The 16,222-nt window shown below is 57.0% G+C and carries 18 protein-coding genes; 10 read left to right on the top strand and 8 right to left on the bottom strand.

Annotated features, from left to right (window positions below; genetic code table 11):
- The first annotated feature begins 1 nt into the window (after window position 1).
- Together thrB and thrC are read left to right on the top strand one after the other, a co-directional pair.
- A complete protein-coding gene (gene thrB, locus J8Z22_RS04455) occupies window positions 2-937 on the top strand; it encodes a homoserine kinase (RefSeq protein ID WP_252009029.1) in 936 nt (311 codons plus the stop codon).
- A 1-nt stretch (window position 938) separates the two neighbouring features.
- A complete protein-coding gene (thrC, locus tag J8Z22_RS04460) occupies window positions 939-2,219 on the top strand; it encodes a threonine synthase (protein ID WP_252009032.1) in 1,281 nt (426 codons plus the stop codon).
- A 52-nt stretch (window positions 2,220-2,271) separates the two neighbouring features.
- Here thrC and ruvX read toward each other — a convergent pair whose 3' ends face one another.
- The 3 genes from ruvX to yciH are packed head-to-tail and all read right to left on the bottom strand — an operon-like array spanning window position 2,272 to window position 3,591.
- On the bottom strand, window positions 2,272-2,691 hold the full coding sequence (gene ruvX / locus J8Z22_RS04465) for a Holliday junction resolvase RuvX (RefSeq protein WP_090363912.1): 420 nt from the start codon (window positions 2,689-2,691) through the stop codon (window positions 2,272-2,274).
- Complete coding sequence (locus J8Z22_RS04470) at window positions 2,688-3,251, bottom strand: YqgE/AlgH family protein (protein ID WP_252009035.1); 564 nt, start codon at window positions 3,249-3,251, stop codon at window positions 2,688-2,690. The genes ruvX and J8Z22_RS04470 overlap by 4 nt, the downstream gene beginning before the upstream one ends.
- A 10-nt stretch (window positions 3,252-3,261) precedes the next feature.
- Complete coding sequence (gene yciH / locus J8Z22_RS04475) at window positions 3,262-3,591, bottom strand: stress response translation initiation inhibitor YciH (RefSeq protein WP_252009038.1); 330 nt, start codon at window positions 3,589-3,591, stop codon at window positions 3,262-3,264.
- Window positions 3,592-3,662: 71 nt separating this feature from the next.
- On the opposite strand from yciH, the gene J8Z22_RS04480 reads away from it, so the two are divergent.
- Entirely contained in the window at window positions 3,663-4,424 is a 762-nt protein-coding gene (locus tag J8Z22_RS04480) for a sporulation protein (RefSeq protein WP_252009041.1), read from the top strand.
- Here J8Z22_RS04480 and J8Z22_RS04485 read toward each other — a convergent pair.
- The gene (locus tag J8Z22_RS04485; protein WP_252009043.1) at window positions 4,421-4,960 is read right to left on the bottom strand and encodes a YSC84-related protein; all 540 of its coding nucleotides are present in this window, start codon (window positions 4,958-4,960) and stop codon (window positions 4,421-4,423) included. The genes J8Z22_RS04480 and J8Z22_RS04485 overlap by 4 nt on opposite strands.
- Before the next feature lie 214 nt (window positions 4,961-5,174).
- Here J8Z22_RS04485 and J8Z22_RS04490 point away from each other — a divergent pair, with 214 nt between their 5' ends.
- From J8Z22_RS04490 to J8Z22_RS04520, 7 genes are all read left to right on the top strand, one after another.
- Window positions 5,175-5,744 (top strand): DUF4136 domain-containing protein, encoded by a 570-nt coding sequence (locus tag J8Z22_RS04490; RefSeq protein ID WP_211227315.1) that lies wholly within the window; start codon window positions 5,175-5,177, stop codon window positions 5,742-5,744.
- Between the two features lie 80 nt (window positions 5,745-5,824).
- Complete coding sequence (locus tag J8Z22_RS04495) at window positions 5,825-6,430, top strand: DUF924 family protein (protein WP_028113961.1); 606 nt, start codon at window positions 5,825-5,827, stop codon at window positions 6,428-6,430.
- 4 nt (window positions 6,431-6,434) lie between these two features.
- Window positions 6,435-7,031 carry an SOS response-associated peptidase gene (locus J8Z22_RS04500; protein WP_252009046.1) on the top strand — a complete coding sequence of 199 codons (597 nt, stop codon included), beginning with the start codon at window positions 6,435-6,437 and terminating at the stop codon, window positions 7,029-7,031.
- 52 nt (window positions 7,032-7,083) lie between these two features.
- On the top strand, window positions 7,084-7,602 hold the full coding sequence (locus tag J8Z22_RS04505) for an OmpA family protein (protein WP_051252799.1): 519 nt from the start codon (window positions 7,084-7,086) through the stop codon (window positions 7,600-7,602).
- Window positions 7,603-7,606: 4 nt separating this feature from the next.
- Window positions 7,607-8,434 carry a mechanosensitive ion channel family protein gene (locus tag J8Z22_RS04510; RefSeq protein WP_252009049.1) on the top strand — a complete coding sequence of 276 codons (828 nt, stop codon included), beginning with the start codon at window positions 7,607-7,609 and terminating at the stop codon, window positions 8,432-8,434.
- Window positions 8,435-8,559: 125 nt separating this feature from the next.
- Window positions 8,560-8,934: a glutathione S-transferase N-terminal domain-containing protein gene (locus J8Z22_RS04515; protein WP_252009052.1), complete on the top strand. Its 375-nt coding sequence runs from the start codon at window positions 8,560-8,562 to the stop codon at window positions 8,932-8,934.
- 108 nt (window positions 8,935-9,042) lie between these two features.
- A complete protein-coding gene (locus tag J8Z22_RS04520; protein WP_252009055.1) occupies window positions 9,043-10,230 on the top strand; it encodes a methyltransferase in 1,188 nt (395 codons plus the stop codon).
- A gap of 65 nt (window positions 10,231-10,295) precedes the next feature.
- Here J8Z22_RS04520 and J8Z22_RS04525 read toward each other — a convergent pair whose 3' ends face one another.
- The 4 genes from J8Z22_RS04525 to J8Z22_RS04540 form a co-directional block, all read right to left on the bottom strand.
- Window positions 10,296-14,264, bottom strand: a complete 3,969-nt coding sequence (locus J8Z22_RS04525; RefSeq protein ID WP_252009060.1) for a zinc-dependent metalloprotease — start codon at window positions 14,262-14,264, stop codon at window positions 10,296-10,298.
- Window positions 14,265-14,282: 18 nt separating this feature from the next.
- Window positions 14,283-15,122, bottom strand: coding sequence for a hypothetical protein (locus tag J8Z22_RS04530; protein WP_028113956.1), 840 nt, complete (start codon window positions 15,120-15,122; stop codon window positions 14,283-14,285).
- 333 nt (window positions 15,123-15,455) lie between these two features.
- Window positions 15,456-15,707: a hypothetical protein gene (locus J8Z22_RS04535; protein WP_028113955.1), complete on the bottom strand. Its 252-nt coding sequence runs from the start codon at window positions 15,705-15,707 to the stop codon at window positions 15,456-15,458.
- A gap of 27 nt (window positions 15,708-15,734) precedes the next feature.
- Complete coding sequence (locus J8Z22_RS04540; protein ID WP_252009063.1) at window positions 15,735-16,103, bottom strand: hypothetical protein; 369 nt, start codon at window positions 16,101-16,103, stop codon at window positions 15,735-15,737.
- Between the last annotated feature and the right edge of the window lie 119 nt (window positions 16,104-16,222).

Genomic DNA, 16,222 nt, shown 5'->3' on the forward strand with positions numbered 1-16,222 from the left:
TATGGCCAGAATCACTGCATACGCGCCGGCTTCCATGGGCAATGTCAGCGTCGGCTTTGACCTGCTTGGGGCAGCGCTGTTGCCGGTGGACGGCAGCGTGCTGGGGGATCGGGTCAGCGTCGAGGCGGCCACGGAGGCCGGCCTGGAATGTCGGGGCCCCTACGCCGATGTCCTGCCTGCCGATGAGCGGGACAACATCGTCTACCAGGCCATGGCCGCCTATTTCGAGGCCAGTGGCCTGGCACCGGTGCCGCTGAAGCTGACGCTGGAGAAGAACCTGCCGGTGGGCAGCGGGCTGGGTTCCAGTGCCAGTTCGGTGGTGGCGGCCTGTGCTGCCCTCAATCGCTTTTTCGACGATGCCCTCGAGCCCAAGGCGTTGCTGCATCTGATGGGGCAACTGGAAGGCAAGATCTCCGGCTCGGTGCACTACGACAACGTGGCACCCAGCTACCTGGGCGGGCTGCAGCTGATGGTGGCGGACTACGCCCGCAAGCTGCCGGAATTCAGCAACTGGTATTGGGTGGTGGCCTACTCCGGCATCAGCCTGTCGACCGCCAAGATGCGGGCGTTGCTGCCAGATCAGTACGACAAGGCCACCAGCATCGCCTTTGGCCAGAATCTGGCCGCCTTCGTGGATGCCTGCTACCGGCAGGATGAGCAGCAGGCGCTGTCGGTGCTGACGGACGAACTGGCAGAGCCCTACCGGGCGCCGCACATTCCCGGGTTTCTGGCGGCCAAGTCGGCGCTGGCGGATCTGGGCGCCGAGGCGGTGGGCATCTCCGGCTCCGGCCCGACCCTGTTCGCGGTGTGCCGCGACCGCCACAGTGCCGAACGGGCACACCACTACCTGAATCACTGCTACCTGGCCAATGCCCGGGGTTTTGCCCATGTGTGCCGGTTGGCATCCGATGGCGTCATCTACACAAGCGAGAATTGAAATGGAACTGTATAACCTGAAACACCCGCAGCAGAAGGTCAGCTTTTCCCAGGCCGTGCGCCAGGGGCTGGGTCGTGACCGGGGGCTGTTTTTCCCGTCTCAGTTGCCTGCGTTTGATGACATTGACGCCGTGCTGGAGATGGATTTTGTCGACCGCAGCGTCGCCATTCTCAGCGCCTGGCTGGCGGACGAACTGGGCCAGGAGAATGTCGAGTCGCTGGTGCGGGACGCCTTTACCTTTGCTTGCCCCCTGGTGGCCGCCAGCGACCACCAGTATTGCCTGGAGCTGTACCATGGTCCGACCCTGGCGTTTAAGGATTTTGGGGCCCGTTTCCTGGCCCGGGCGCTGTCGCAGCTGGCCGGTGATGAGAAACTGACCATCTTAACCGCCACCTCCGGTGACACCGGCGCGGCGGTGGCCGATGCCTTCTTCGGCCTGGACAACATCGACGTGGTGATTCTCTACCCTCAGGGGCGCATCAGCCCGCTGCAGGAGAAGATGTTCTGTACCCTGGGTGGCAACATTCGTACCGTGGCGGTGCAGGGCAGCTTCGATGATTGTCAGGCGCTGGTGAAGCAGGCGTTTGAGGACGAACAACTCAAGCAGGCTATCGGTCTGAACTCCGCCAACTCCATCAACATCGCTCGGTTGCTGGCGCAGATCTGTTACTACTTCGAGGCCATCGCCCAGCTGCCGGCGGCCAAGCGTCGCCAGGCCGTGGTGGCGGTGCCCAGTGGCAACTTTGGCAACCTCACTGCCGGTCTGCTGGCCAAATCCATGGGCTTGCCGGTAAAACGCTTTATTGCCGCTACCAACAGCAACGACACGGTGCCCCGTTATCTGCGCTCCGGCCACTGGCAGGTGAACCCCACCGTGGCCACTCGCTCCAACGCCATGGACGTGTCGGCGCCCAATAACTGGCCAAGAGTGGAAGCGTTGTGCCGCGCCAATAGCTGGCCGCTGGCGACCATTGAGGGCGCGGCGGTGTCTGAGCGCGAGTGTGAATTGCAGCTGCAGGCGCTGCATCAGCAGGGCTATCTGTCCGAGCCCCACGCGGCCATCGCCAGCCGGGCGCTGTCCTGTTCGCTGAAGGGAGATGAGGTGGGCGTGTTCCTTGGTACCGCCCATCCTGCCAAGTTCAAAGAGTCGGTGGATGAGTTGCTGGAGCTGGACCTGCCGTTGCCCCAGGCCCTGGCCGAGGCGGCGGTGAAGCCGCTGCTGAGTGATGCCATGGAGGCAGACTATGGTCAACTGCGGAGCTATCTGCTGAAGCCCGAATAAGGTTAGCGCTAAGATGTAAAAAGGGGCCATTTGGCCCCTTTGCTGTTTACGGTTACTGGTATTGAGACTCGAAATAGTCTTCGACGATCAGCGCCGCAGAGGTGGCATCGATGCTGTCTTTTTTCAGCCCTTTAAAGCCACGGCGCTCAAACAGGTGTGCCTTGGCGTCGGTGGTGGTCAGGCGTTCATCCTGAGTCACTACTTCGATGCCGAAGCGGCCATGGAGGCGGTTGGCAAACTTGCGCGCCCTCAGGGTCATCTCCTGTTCGGTGCCGTCCATGTTCAGGGGCAGACCGACCACGATCAGCTGTGGTTGCCACTCCTTGATGATCTTGCCAATCTCATCCCAGTTGGGAATGCCGTCGTTGGCCTTGATGCCGCACAGAGGCTGGGCGGTACCGGTAATGCTCTGGCCAATGGCCAGGCCGATGGCCTTGGTGCCGAAATCGAAGCCGAGAATGGTCTGATTCATGCGTGGCCAATCTCCCCGGATAACTGCCAGATGTCGATACCCAGCCGCTTGGTCGCGGTCTCCCAGCGTTGCTTATGAGGCACATCAAACAACAACTCGGGTTCCGCCGGAATGGTCAGCCATGATCCCTGTTGAATCTCTTGCTCCAACTGACCCGCTTCCCAGCCGGCGTAGCCCAGCGCCACCAGGTACTGCTCGGGGGCCTGGTCGCTGCCAAAACTGTCCAACACGTCCTTGGAACAGGTTACGGTCAGTTGATCGTTGATGCGGCGGCTGTTGGCATATTGGGTGGGGCCACTGTGAAGCACAAAGCCACGGTCCGGGGTGACCGGACCACCCAGCAACACTTGGTTGGCCAGATTGGTGGGCAGCACGAAATCGTCCTGCTGCAGCTTCATTTTTTTCAGCAGGTCATCGAGATCCAGACCGATGGGCTGATTGATGATCAGTCCCATGGCGCCCTCCTCATCGTGTTCACACAGATAGGTGACCGAGCGCTTAAAATACTTATCCTGCAGCGAAGGCATGGCGATCAACAGGTGGTTTTTCAGACTGTTCATGGACTGCTCCTTAACCTCCGGCCAGTTTGACCTTGAAACCCTGCTGCTCCAGCAGTTGCTTCAGTTGGTCCCGCTTGTCGCCCTGAATCTCGATGTCGAACTCTTTGACGGCGCCGCCGACACCCAGTTTTTTCTTCAGTGTCGCAGCCAGCTTTTTGAGTTTTTTATCCTCTAAGCCTAGCCCCTTTACGATCATCATTCCTTTGCCTTTACGGCCTTTGCGATCCAGGTGAATGCGAACCCAGCCATCGCCGGCGGGGGGGGCGGTTTTGGTTTGTTCCTGGTCGATGCGGCCGATGTCGGTGCTATATACCAGTTGCGAGTCTTGGTTAGAGATCATATCTTGCGGCTTATCAAGTACGGGTCTGTCAGTTTAACAAATTCATTGCTAAAAAAGGAAAAACCTCGCCCATGTCGTTGTTCAATCGTTTGCTGTCTGCCGTCGGAATGGGGTCATGCGAGGTGGATACCTTGCTGCAAAAAGAGCGGTATTTCCCGGGAGAAAGCGTATCTGCGCGGGTTCGAATCAAGGCCGGAAACGTCGGACAACGGATTCATGGCGTCTATTTTTCCCTGCATTGCAGCTATGAGCAGGTGGAGGAGGGACAGGCTCAAACCCTGGAGGTGGAATTGGCTCACTTTCAACTGGCCGATGCCTTTAAGGTGGCGGCGGGAGAAGAGTGGGAGTTGCCCATTGAGTTTGTGCTGCCCGAGTTTACTCCGTTAACCCTGGGGAAGACCAAGGTGTGGCTGGCCACAGGGCTGGACATTCGTCAGGCGGTGGATCCGAAAGACAGGGACTATCTGCAGGTGGTGCCTGAGCCGCTGGCGGCCGAATTGCTGCACCAGGTGGAACAACTGGGTTTTGTGCAGACGTTGGTGCATACCGAAGCGGTGTCCTCCATGGCTAGGGTTGCCGCCCCTTACCTGCAGATGTTGCACTATCAGCCTCGCAGCGGCGAGTTTAGCGGCCGCATCGAGGAGATGGAGCTGGCCCTGGTGCCGGCCAGCGATGGCGTCTACCTGCACGCTGAGGTCACCCGCACCGGCCGGGGCATGGCCGCCGCCGTCAGTCGGATTTTGGCAGAAAGCGGTGACCGGGAACGATTGCTACTGACACCGGAACTGGTGGCCGACCTTCCCAGGCACCTGAACCAGCTGCTGCTGGACTAGCGTTCAATCCGGGTAAACTTGGCACCTTCAAAGGTCAGGTTGTACATCAGGCCCTTGTTGGAAAAGATGAAACCGATAATCGGTTGGCGCAGGGTGTTGCTGTCAAAGGTGCCCCCGGCTCCTAGGGTGGCCAGGGCGACGCTGCCGTCGACACCGGCCTTCCAGCCGCTGCTGTCCTGAAAGGCGGCCAGAGCATCGGCGGTCATGAACATCACCACCTGACTCTTGATTTGGGCGCCAATCTGCAGCCCAAATGATGCCGCGGCGGTGGAGTAGTAACTGTGGGTGCTGCCGTTGATCAGCAGCGCCCCTTCCCCATATTCGCCACCGATGCCAAACCCCGCCTTTAATACCTCTGGCATCACCAGAATGCCATGGGCTTTGCCGGCCAGCTCCTTGGCGGCCGGTGAGTCGGCGTACAGCTGTTGCAAGGCGCCGGCGACCTTGGCGTCAATTTCGGTCTTGGAGGCGGCGCTGGCGCCCAGGCTGAAGATCAGAGTCAGGCTGGCGGTCAGCCAGATCAGGAGTCGGGTCATGGTGGGCTCTCCAACGATGGTGTTGATTACTAATCGAATTCATACTGAATGGCGCCGTTTGGCGGCATCGTTGCTATGGCCGTATCAGCAACTACAACTTAGTGTAGTTGCAATAAGCTGAACCTGAACTTGCCGCTGAATGAGACGGGTTTAGGGAACTGGATTGAGTGTGTTAAGGTCTGTTACATAGGACAGTAATGAAACGGAGCCCTGTATGCTGAAAAAACTGAGTGCGATGCTGGCGGTCGTGGTTCTGGCGGGCTGTAGCTCGGTCAGTACAGAGTACGATTACGATGAGCAGGTGAATTTTGCCGATTACACCCGCTGGGCCTGGGTGGAAGCCAGTGCCGATACCGGTGCGGCTAAGTACCAGATGGACGGCCTGAATGACCGCCGTATTCGCAAGGCGTTGGCGGATCAACTGAGTGGTGTTGGGTTGCAGCAGGTGGCGGTCAGTGATGCCCAGGTGCTGGTGAACTACCTGACCCAGGTGGAGAAGAAGATCGATGTGGATACCTTTTACACCAACTTCGGCTATTACCCTTACTACCACGGTCGCGGTTCCTACTGGGGCACCGGCGTTCAGGCGGATACTCGGGTGCGGGAGTACAAAGAGGGCACCCTGATCGTCGACATCATCGACGCCAAGAGTAAGCAGTTGCTGTGGCGTGGCAGTGGCACCGATACGGTGAAAAAGAACCTGACTCCGGAAAAACGTACCGAGCAGGTCAACAAAGTGGTGATGGCGATCCTCGAAGGCTACCCACCGGGCAAAGACAAGTAACTCCGAAAACGGGCCGAGATAATCGGCCCGTTTTTTGCTTTATAAGTAGGCAGTATTGAACGGCAAACAAAGGAGGCCGCATGAATCCTGAGATCAGTCAGGTGCTGTTTTTTTGGTTTGGGGAGTTGGAAGCGGGGTTGCCGAAGCAGCCGAAAGGCAAGCTTTGGTTTGGCGCCGGCGAGGTGATTGACGAAGAGATTCGCACCCATTTCGGCGATCTGCATGCTCGGGCCCTGCAGGGTGAACTGGACCATTGGGCCGAGGAGCCCCGAGGACGGCTGGCGTTGATCATCCTGCTGGATCAGTTTAGCCGAAACCTGTACCGCGGCTCGTCACTGGCCTTTGCCGGAGACGAGATGGCGTTGGCTCTGTGTAAAAGCGGAATCGAGGCCGGGCAGGATCGCGCCCTGGCGTTGTCCGAGAAACAGTTCTTCTATATGCCATTGCAACACTCCGAGTCGTTGCAGGACCAAACCGATGGCGTGGCCCTGCTGACGGCGATGTGTGAAGGGCTCGAGGGAGTGGCGCTGCAGGAAGCTCAGGGCACCCTGAAGTTTCAGCAATTGCATCGGGACATCATCGAACGCTTTGGCCGCTTTCCCCATCGAAACCGGGTGCTGAAGCGGCAAAACACCGCCGCTGAATCTCTGTACCTGGCCGATGGTGGCCCCAGGTTCGGTCAGTAACCTCATGTGTGGCCGCTTTTTCAGTCAGGCCACCGGCTTTGACAGCCGCGAGCAGTTGGGGATGGATGGTCTGAGCTTCCAGCTGGATGCGCGCGACGACATTCGCCCCTCTCAGTTGCTGGCAGGCGTGACTCTGGACCAGGACCGGCTGCAGTTGCGGCAACTGCAGTGGGGCCTGTCTCACCCGTCGTTGTCGCGACCGGTGATCAATGCTCGCAGTGAAACTCTGGCACAGAAGCCGCTGTTCAAAGAGGCCTACGCCCACCGTCGTTGCCTGGTACCGGCTTCAGGTTGGTATGAATGGCGAACCGAAGGGGCCCGCAAGCAGCCCTATCGCTTTGCCACCGGGCGACCCCTGTTCAGTTTTGCCGGACTGTGGTGGCCGGTGACCCCCGCTCGGCCACAGGGGGCGCTGGTGCTGGTGACTCAGGCTGCCACCGAATCCTTGCAGGCCTACCACCATCGAATGCCGGTGTTGGTTCGCGGCGCTGCCGCCCGCAACTGGCTGCAGCAGGGGCAGATGCCGCCGCCACTGGCGGATCCCATCTCGGTCAGTGCTTACCACCCCAAGGGCCAACCCATTCAAAGGCGGTTGTTTTAACCCAAACAGTGTTACCATGAGCTATCTTTTCTGCAGGGACGTGGAGGAAAAGATGACAATCAATTTCAAATACTTGTGTTTTGGCCTCGTACTGAGCGCCGGAGCCTGGGCGGCGGACAGAGACGAAGATGGCATCCCGGATGGTAAGGATGCCTGTCCGCGTGAGCCTGCGACTCTGGGCAGCGGCAATGGCTGCCCCTCCGACGCCGTGTCTGCCGATCGAATCCTGGTGCTGTTGTTCGACAGCCAGTCCGCACGTCTGTCCGACGCTCAGCTGCAAAAGCTGGAGCCCTGGCTGGCTAAGTGGCAAGGCCATGAGTTGCTGATCAAGGGCCACGCCGATGAGCGTGGCAGTGGCGAGGTTAACCTGGCGCTGTCCCAGGCCCGCGCCGACGAGGTGGCCAATGTGCTGGCCCTGCGTTACAGCATCAGTCGCCGCCGCCTGACCCTTCATGCCCTGGGGGAGACCGACCCCGTATCCCAATTGGAAACCGAATCCGGTTTGGCCGAGAACCGCCGCGTGGAAGTGGTGGCACGGCCAATTCGGCTGCAATTAGTCAAAGGAGAGTGATGATATGGAACAATGGTTAGAGCAGTTGCCGGCACTGGCGATGGCCTACGGGATGCGAATCCTGATAGCACTGCTGATTGTGGTGGTGGGTCGCTGGGTCAGCAAAATAGTGGCCTCGATGGTTCGCAAGATGATGGAAAGGCGCAAGGTGGAAGCCACTGCGGTTGGCTTTGTCGGTGCGCTGGTGTCCACCATTATCATGGCCTTCACCTTCATCGCCGCGTTGGCGCAGCTCGGGGTGCAGACCGCGTCGCTGGTGGCGGTACTGGGTGCCGCCGGCCTGGCGGTCGGTCTGGCATTGCAGGGGTCGCTGTCCAACTTTGCCGCCGGAGTACTGCTGGTGGTGTTCCGCCCCTGCCGGGCGGGCGATTACGTCGAGGCTGCTGGCGCTGCCGGTGTGGTTGAGGAGATCTCCATCTTCTCCACCACTCTGATTACTCCGGACAACAAGAAGATCATTGCTCCCAACGCCGCGGTGATTAACGGGGTCATCGTCAACTACAGCGCCAAGGACACTCGCCGCATCGACCTGGTGATTGGGGTGGCCTATGACGCCGACCTGCGTCAGACCCGAGAGGTGCTGAGTCAGGTGGTGGAAGCCAGTGACTACGTGCTCAAGGACCCTGCCTATCGAGTGGAGGTGTCTGAGTTGGCGGATTCCAGTGTCAACTTTGTGGTTCGTCCCTGGGTGAAGAGCGAAGACTACTGGGACGCTTATTTCCAGTTGATGGCCAACATCAAGCAGGCGCTGGATGACGCCGGCATCGGCATCCCCTTCCCGCAGATGGATCTGCATGTTCAGCAATTGCCGGAGCGGCCGCCGGCATTGTGAGGTTCGAAATCAGAATCGGGGCGCCTTGTGCGCCCCGTTTGGTTTTTATGGATTTTGTGATCTCTGCCCTTTTGTTTGGGTTCGGGGTACAATGGCGCCAGTTAAAACCCGAATAGGACTCATTCATGCTGGTTAAGATTGTACGCGAAGGATTGGGACGGGCCATTGCCCTTGGGGACATCGTTACCCGTGGCAGTAAAATGAAACGCTCCGAGGAGCAGCAGGCCCGAATTGCCGAAGAGTTGCGGTCGCTGTCTCTGTATCAGTTTTATGCTTGCCCCTTCTGCATCAAGGTGCGCCGGGCCATGCATCGCCTCAACCTGCCCATCGAAACCCGGGATGTGAATCGTCACCCGCAGTTCCGTCAGGAGCTGGAACACAACGCCGGTAAGGTCAAGGTGCCCTGCCTGCGCATCGATGACGCCCAGGGAAGCCAGTGGATGCTGGAGTCCAGTGACATCATTGCCTATCTGGAGCAGCGCTACGGCCAGGCGGCCTGAGCCGTCGGCGGTTGAGGGTGACCCGGCTCAATACCGGCGAAGGTAACAGGGGATCTTTGCCTCCTAAGCCTTTACAATCGTCGCCCTCTTAGTCACCGAACCCTGAATATGTCTCACTCTGATCGCTTTACGCGCCTGAGCCAACTGCTGGCGGAGCTTAAACCCTATTGGCAATTTGTGCCCTTCGATTGCCTGGCACTGCCTTGGCAGGAGCCGGCATTGTGTCAATGGTTGCAGCAGCACTCGTTGTCGGAGTTAACGGCGCTGCGTCAGGATGCCGCACAGTTGCAGGCGCAGCTATCGCCGGTGCTGCCCTGGCTGGCGGAACTGACCGAGCTGGCTGAGGCCAACCCGGTTCAAGGGGCTGCCCAGGCCTATCCGGCCCGTCTCGACTGGCAGATCCCCGGTCGCAAGTGGCAGCAGATCACCGCGTTTTCTGATGCCTTGGCCGAACGTCATCGGCCGTGGCTGGAGTGGTGTGCCGGTAAGGGCCATCTCGGTCGCGCCCTGGCCGCCACCAGCGACCAGCCTGTGGTCAGCCTGGAGTGGCAAGCCGGTCTGTGTGAAGAGGGCCAGACTCTGGCGACCCGGTTTGGTTTGCCGATGACCTTCGTTAATGGCGACGCCTTTGACGATTCGGCGGCCAACCATCTTAAGCAACACCAGCATGCGGTGGCGCTGCACGCCTGCGGCGATCTTCATGTGGCATTGTTGCGCCATGGAGCCAGGGCCGGAACCGAAGCCATCTCCTTCTCCCCCTGCTGTTATCACCTGATCCGCAGTGATCGTTATCGGCCGTTATCGCAAGCGGCCCAGGCGCGGGATCTGAACCTGAGTAAGCTGGATCTGAAAATGCCGCTGCAGGAAACCGTTACTGCCCCGGGGCATGTAAAGCGCCAGCGGCAGCTGGAGCTGAGTTATCGCCTCGGCTTTGATTGCCTGCAGCGTCAGTTGACGGGCCAGGACCAATACCTGCCATTGCCCAACGTGCCCAAGTCGCTGCTCGGTGACGGGTTTGAGGCGTTTTGCCAGTGGGCGGCGCAGCGCAAAGGGCTGGCGTTGCCTGTGGAGGGGCCTGAGCTTGAGCCTTATCTGAGCCAGGGGCAGTCGCGGCTGCCTGTGCTGGAGCAGATGGAGACGGTGCGCCAGCTGTTCCGCCGCCCCCTGGAGCTGTGGCTGGTGTTGGACCGGGTCTGTTACCTGGAAGAGCAGGGCTATGAGGTGGACATCAGCACCTTCTGCGACAGGCAGATGACCCCGAGAAACCTGTTGGTGCGGGCAACAAAGTCGGGCTGAGTCGATCGCGGATCATTGAGCAAAAAAAAAGCCGGCCCAGAGGGGCCGGCTTGGAGTGTTAACTCTTAAGGGTTAAGCACTGGCAACTGCAAGAATGCGGGGCGCAGAGCTTCGTACTTCTTGGTAGCCCACAAGTGAAGAACCTCGGGCTCGTAGTCAAAGACATCGATGTAGTTCTTCAGTTTGTCATCGGCGCGGCAGAAGGCAAGGTTGCCTCCATATACACCGGACCACTGGGACAGCATAGTAACGCGGTCGTCCGCTAGGTTATCCATGGCGGCACTGGCCAAGCGTAGACCACCATTGGTGTTGCACTTGCGAGTTAGGCGCTGCTCGTCGCTTTCGCCATCAACCAGGACCCGGTAACAGGTGCTGCCATTTTCCTTGTAAGACTGGAATCTGGCTGGGGTGATTACGGCACCAGTCCATGTAGTTCGTCCGGTAATTGCGTCCAGACCATCTTCTTTCAAAGCGGTCAAGGCTTCGCTGTCACCAACTGCGACAACAGACGCTTCCGCTGTGCTTTGGGTGTCCTTAAACATGGTTCTCATGGCAGTTTCAAGCTCGGACGGCAGCCCGTCATTCAGGTACTGCTCTTGAGGTTCAAGTTCACCATAGAGGGCACGACGAGCCATCGCATTGGCCAGCTCATTACGACGTGGAATGATCACGTACTTCTTCGCTTTCCAGGAGAAAGTAATGGCATTTGTGGTGTCGATGTATGGGGATACCTGGTAAATGCCCAGAGAATCAACAAGGTGCTCGGCACTGTCGTTGATGCCCAGGCCCGGCATGCGGCCATAGTCACTGAGGTTCTTCAGCAGAGCATTGAATGCTGGAGTCGGTACATCCGGCATGGATGGGTCGAACCAGTGTTGCAGCTCATCACCAGCGGTCAGGCGGAAGAAGCGCTTCATGGGCCACAGGTAGGAGGGCGAGTTGTCCATCAGCTTGGTGAGCTTAGGCACATAGCGCTGAACGGTTTCAACGGTTTTGCCATCTTTATCAACAAACTTAGGTGGATTGAACTGCTCACTACCGGTCAGGTAAGACAGGTGGTTGTAGATCAGCTGAGCATAGGACTCACGGGAGTCATAGTCGATATCCAGCAGTGCCAGGCTGGAGTTCTCTGTATCCACATAGGGGCTGTCACGACGGACCAGCATCTGGGCGGCCAGCAACTTGTCAGGCCAGGTACCCAGCAGATCAACAGAGGTCACAGAGCTCTGGTGAGGGTTGTTGGCCTGCAGGCTGGCTTCAATACGACCATCTTTGGTTTCGGAACGCACCTTAATGGGGTTGCTTTCACCCTCGAGGGCAGTCACCAGTTCAGGGTCAAAACAGCTGGTAGGAATGTCGCGGTTCTTGGAGACAGCGGGGTGGCCACGGTAGTCCTTCCACAGATCTGACAGAGTCCGGAAGGTCACCCGGTTTTCTACGCCAGTGGCAATCTCTTCGATCTCACACACCTTGTCGGTTTCAGTCATCACATCGATGAAGAACTGGGCCGCAGTTCGAGACGCCTCATAGGTGGTGCAGAGGTTCTTCAGCCCAGGAGACAGGGTGTCGTAGTCCTTCCAACGGCAGCTGGCGTTGTAGATCTGTTTCATGGACTGACCCTGGGAGTTACGCTCTTCGCTAATGCCCAGATAACGTGCAAACAGATAGTCGATCTCTTCTACGTTTTCAATAACATCACGAATCTGCAGGAACTGATCCCAGCGGCTGAGGAAATAGTTGTACTGGTGGAACTGATGGAAACTTTGACGACCATTACGCTTGTTCATGGTGTCATAGCTGTCGTGGTAACGCTGGATTCGAAACTTGGTTATCTCATTGATATCTGTACCTTCGTCAAAGCGGTTACACAGCACTGAGGTGGTAGTGTGCTCGTCGGTACAGTAGTTAAATTGAGCCAGTTTCAGAGTCTGGTTATCGCCCAGCTCCAGATCTTTGACCTGGTCCGTTTCCATGTAGTTGTCCCGCATATGCTGAACAATACCGGTTGGGTAGGCGTTGAAGTCCTTAGCCAGGTTGGCATCCAGATCTGCTACAGAGAGGTACTTCTTCTCAGTTTTTACTTCTGGAAGGCCGGTCTCTTCGTTGTCGACAGTGGTAGCCAGTTCAGTCTCTACCTGACGGCCATAGCCAAAGCGCAAGGTAGCGATGTCGTACTTACCATAGGTAGGCAGTTCATCGAAAACGGAGCCCGCATAGTCCATGATGGAGCTGTAAGCGGGGACTTTGTCCATGCCCTTGGCCTTGGCTTCCTCTTCAGAGTAGAAGTTGGCCTTATCTACGGAACCCATAAAGTTATGGCGCAGACCCAGGTTGTGACCCAGCTCGTGAATCAGAGTGGAGCGGAACATGTGCTCGGCAATGGCGTCGCTGACTTCGGTTTGTTGTGCGGAAGTCAGATCGTCCCAGGTTTTCAGCTCAGTGTTTTCTTCGTTAGCAAAGTAGCCACCTTCCAGATAGTTGATGCCCTTGATCAGACCCTTCTGTTGAGTGCTCAGCCACATAAACTCGACGGAAAAAGCGTTTTGCTCGGAGAGCATTTGCAGACGCTTTTGATGCTTGTTAAAGGATTGAGTAGCCAGATCCGGATTGGCAGTGTTCCAGTCATGCTTGTGTTCGTGCAGGTGCAGGCCGTGATCATCACCTCGGTTAAGAAGTTGCTCGATCTCATCTGTGCTAACACTGCGCACCACTACGTCATCACCAATCTTAGGCGCTACGATCTCTGGAGTGGTCGCTGAGGTATCGGTTCCGCCCTCTGAAGTCTCTGGCTCTGGCTTGTACTCATCAGGACGGACAATCTCCTGGCGGTTGTAGCGCATCACCAGCTGGGTCCATACAGAGCGAGTGGCACTGCGAATGACGCCAGCGTACTGGTTGACGTGGGCGTGAACGATTTCGCCGGTCAGCGGGTTGGTGGCGGACGGGCCGTAACCCAGCAGGCCGTTGTCCACCGGGTCGGTGATCAGGTTCAGCACGTTGTAGCGCAGATCGCCAGTGTGGATACCAGCCTTGCTGTTAGGGTTAACGATGCGGATGGGTGGTACACCGGTACCTTCCAGCGACTTATTGATGTCAGTAATGCTCTCCATGGTAACGCGCTTGTACAGCTCGTTGCCCCCTTCGTGGTAGCTGTCGCTCAGGTAGTAGTCGATGCTGGACTTGCTTGGGGCGAAGCGGTTTAGCAGACTATAGACGCTGCCTTGAACGTCCTGTTCACCGGTCGCGGTACGCTGCTCTTTGCTGTCGTTAAAGAAACCATAGTAGGAGCGATCCCGACCCTGATAGTAGACTGGCTGGTAATCCGGGGTGATCAGCTTGTCCAGCTTGACTAGTGAGTAGAAGAAGCGGGTCTTAAAGGACAGATTATTTAAGTCGTAGCCAAACTGATACTGGTCTTCAGGATCGGCGGTAAAGGTGCGTTCAACCTCAACGTTGATCATGCCCTCTTCTGGCTTGTACTCGTACGAGACGATGCGAGCGCTTGCGGTCTCTTCAACATTACTGGAGGTGTACCAGGTCAGGCTGTCCTGAGCCAGAGCCTGGATCCCTTCGTAGTCGGGAACAAAGTGAGTGGCATCGGTCCACTTGCGGTCTTCATCAAGGTTGATCTCTTCCTTGTTGGTGCACTCATCATAGGCGTTGAGGGCACAGCGGTATTCACGGAATTCACCGGGAATCTTCAATACCGGGGCTTTGTTGATGTCGGCATCCCAGCGGCTCTCACTATCCATGGACAGCTTATCGCGGTCCACCTCTTCGGCGTAGATGCCGTTGAATTCGTCAAAGCGCAGGGTGACTAGTTTGGCATCGCCCTGGAAGAAGCCACGCTGAGTCATGGCGTAGCGAGGGGCGGCGCCGGTGGAAGGCATAAACAGCCAGAGGGATTCGGTATCCAGAGAGGCGGTGGTGATCTCTTCCGCCGGTCGTTCATAGACGTCATAGGGCCGCTCTTCGGTGCCACAGCCCGCCAATGCGGCACTGATGGCGACGGCAATCGCTATCCTTTTAAACATGAGTGAGTTCCTGTTCATTTAAAACTGGTAGTTGGCGACGAAATAAAAGTTCATTTTGTCCAAATCGATCAGATCGTGAATTGGATTCGTGCCGCGTGCTTGGTTGTAATAGGTAATGCCATTGGTCATACCTAAAGCGAGGTCGATGTTGTCGGATAACTGATAACCGAACTCTTCCCCGTGAATCAGGTCAGGGTAGAAATCTCCACCGTCGTAATTCCAGCTCTGGCGAACGATAATGTAAGCACTGAAATTGAATCGTTTTGCAAAAAAGTAATCCATGGTGATTAAGTCGCTGAGTTGATATTCGGTCATCGGCTGACCACCCGCGCTTTCGTATTCATGGAAGTTCTTTCTTAGCCTTATATTGTTGCCTATATAAAGCCCCTTTACGTATTCGCTGAGATCGAAACTGAATCGCACTCCACCCCGTACAGAAAACTCCAGATCCTGCCGTTGCGACAGCCTGGAAGTGGGGAAGATAGCCCGCAGTTCGGTGCTCATTGTTACGCTATCTGTCGGATTCCATACATTATTTTCTGACCATGACAGGGAGGTGTCATTCCAGAAGTCACCCTGGCTGCCGTAGTCGTCACCGTCGTCTGAATGATAGCCGGAGATTACCGCCTGGAGCCGGGAGTCTTTATTAAGCGCGTATCGAATAATGGCGGTACCAGAATATATCCGCTCAGATAGATATGCGTTTGCGCTGTATTTGTTTTGTGTGTAGTCGAAGCTAATAAAGCCAGACCAGCGGCTTTTCTCAGGGGTAACCCACCGGTCCTGAATATTTTCGGCATGCACCAAAAAAGACGCAGCCCATAAAATGGGAGCGACTAAAAGTAAGCCAGTTCTCATTGTGTTTACCTTTTTTAGGCCTATTACAATTATATTTTTGTAAATTAGTCGGCTCTAAAGTTTCGCCATGAAGTTAATATTGGACGCGAAACGCTATCACCAATGAATCATTTAGGCAAAGGTAAACAAGAAAAAGAAATACAATCAGGTAATAAAATGAAAACAATTGTTGCGAAGTGAGATCTGGCTCTCATTGTCTTCGAATTGTCCTCAGTCGTCATTAAGGGGCAATGGTTTATGCCAAGGGCGGCGACAGCGCAGACGGGGAAGTGATTATTAGGGGTGTCGGTTGCTTGAGTGAGATTCAGCCATGGCAAAGTCGTCTTTGCCGTCCTATTTCATTCGTACCTTGCCGCCGATCATCTTAAACGCCGGGGTCCCCCGGATCAGGGTGTCTCGGGCAAAAGTAGCGCCGCAGCCCGGGCACACACAGGGCGTGACCGTGTAGTCCTCGCTGATGCGCTCTTTAAAGCACTTTACCAGGGCACCATTGCCGCCCTTTTTGTAGCGGTACAGCTTGTGGTTGCAGTTGCTGCACACCACGTCGACCGAGCGACCCGGGGCCTTTTTGTTGGGTTTGGCCATGGTCGGCGCTCCTACAGAGACGGGGGCTCAGTCTGCCAGAGTGGCGCTGACGGAAAAATTGACCGAGCGGGGGGGCTGGCCCAATTCGATGGCGCCCTTATCGCCAGACAGCACGGTAATGGCTGGCATTAACAGTTGGTTGGTGTTGTTGCCCGCGCCCTGGGTCAGGATGGCGTCGACGGTAATGATGTCTTCGGCCTGTTCTGCATCGGTACTGGGGCGAATAGAGAGTTGGTAGTCGCCCAGTGGGTAATGGGCCCACTCGTTGGTTTCGGGGCTGACCTTTAGGGTCATAGGGTCGCTGCCTGGCAGGGACAGCTCGATGCTGAGATCAACGGTGGCGGCAGATGCCTGAGCGGCCAGGGCGGCCAGCATCAGGGCAAACAAGGGTTTCATTTCGACTCCCGGCTGGTAACGCTGTTGACGTCAGGGTGAGCAACAGCGAACAAAGATGGCCGGAATGTTAGCAAAAAAAGGCCCGTGGGAGTATAGGCCAAGCGGCTGAATTAACTGAA

Origin of the sequence: Ferrimonas sp. SCSIO 43195 (assembly GCF_023716685.1) — a bacterium.
Lineage (GTDB): Bacteria > Pseudomonadota > Gammaproteobacteria > Enterobacterales > Shewanellaceae > Ferrimonas > Ferrimonas kyonanensis.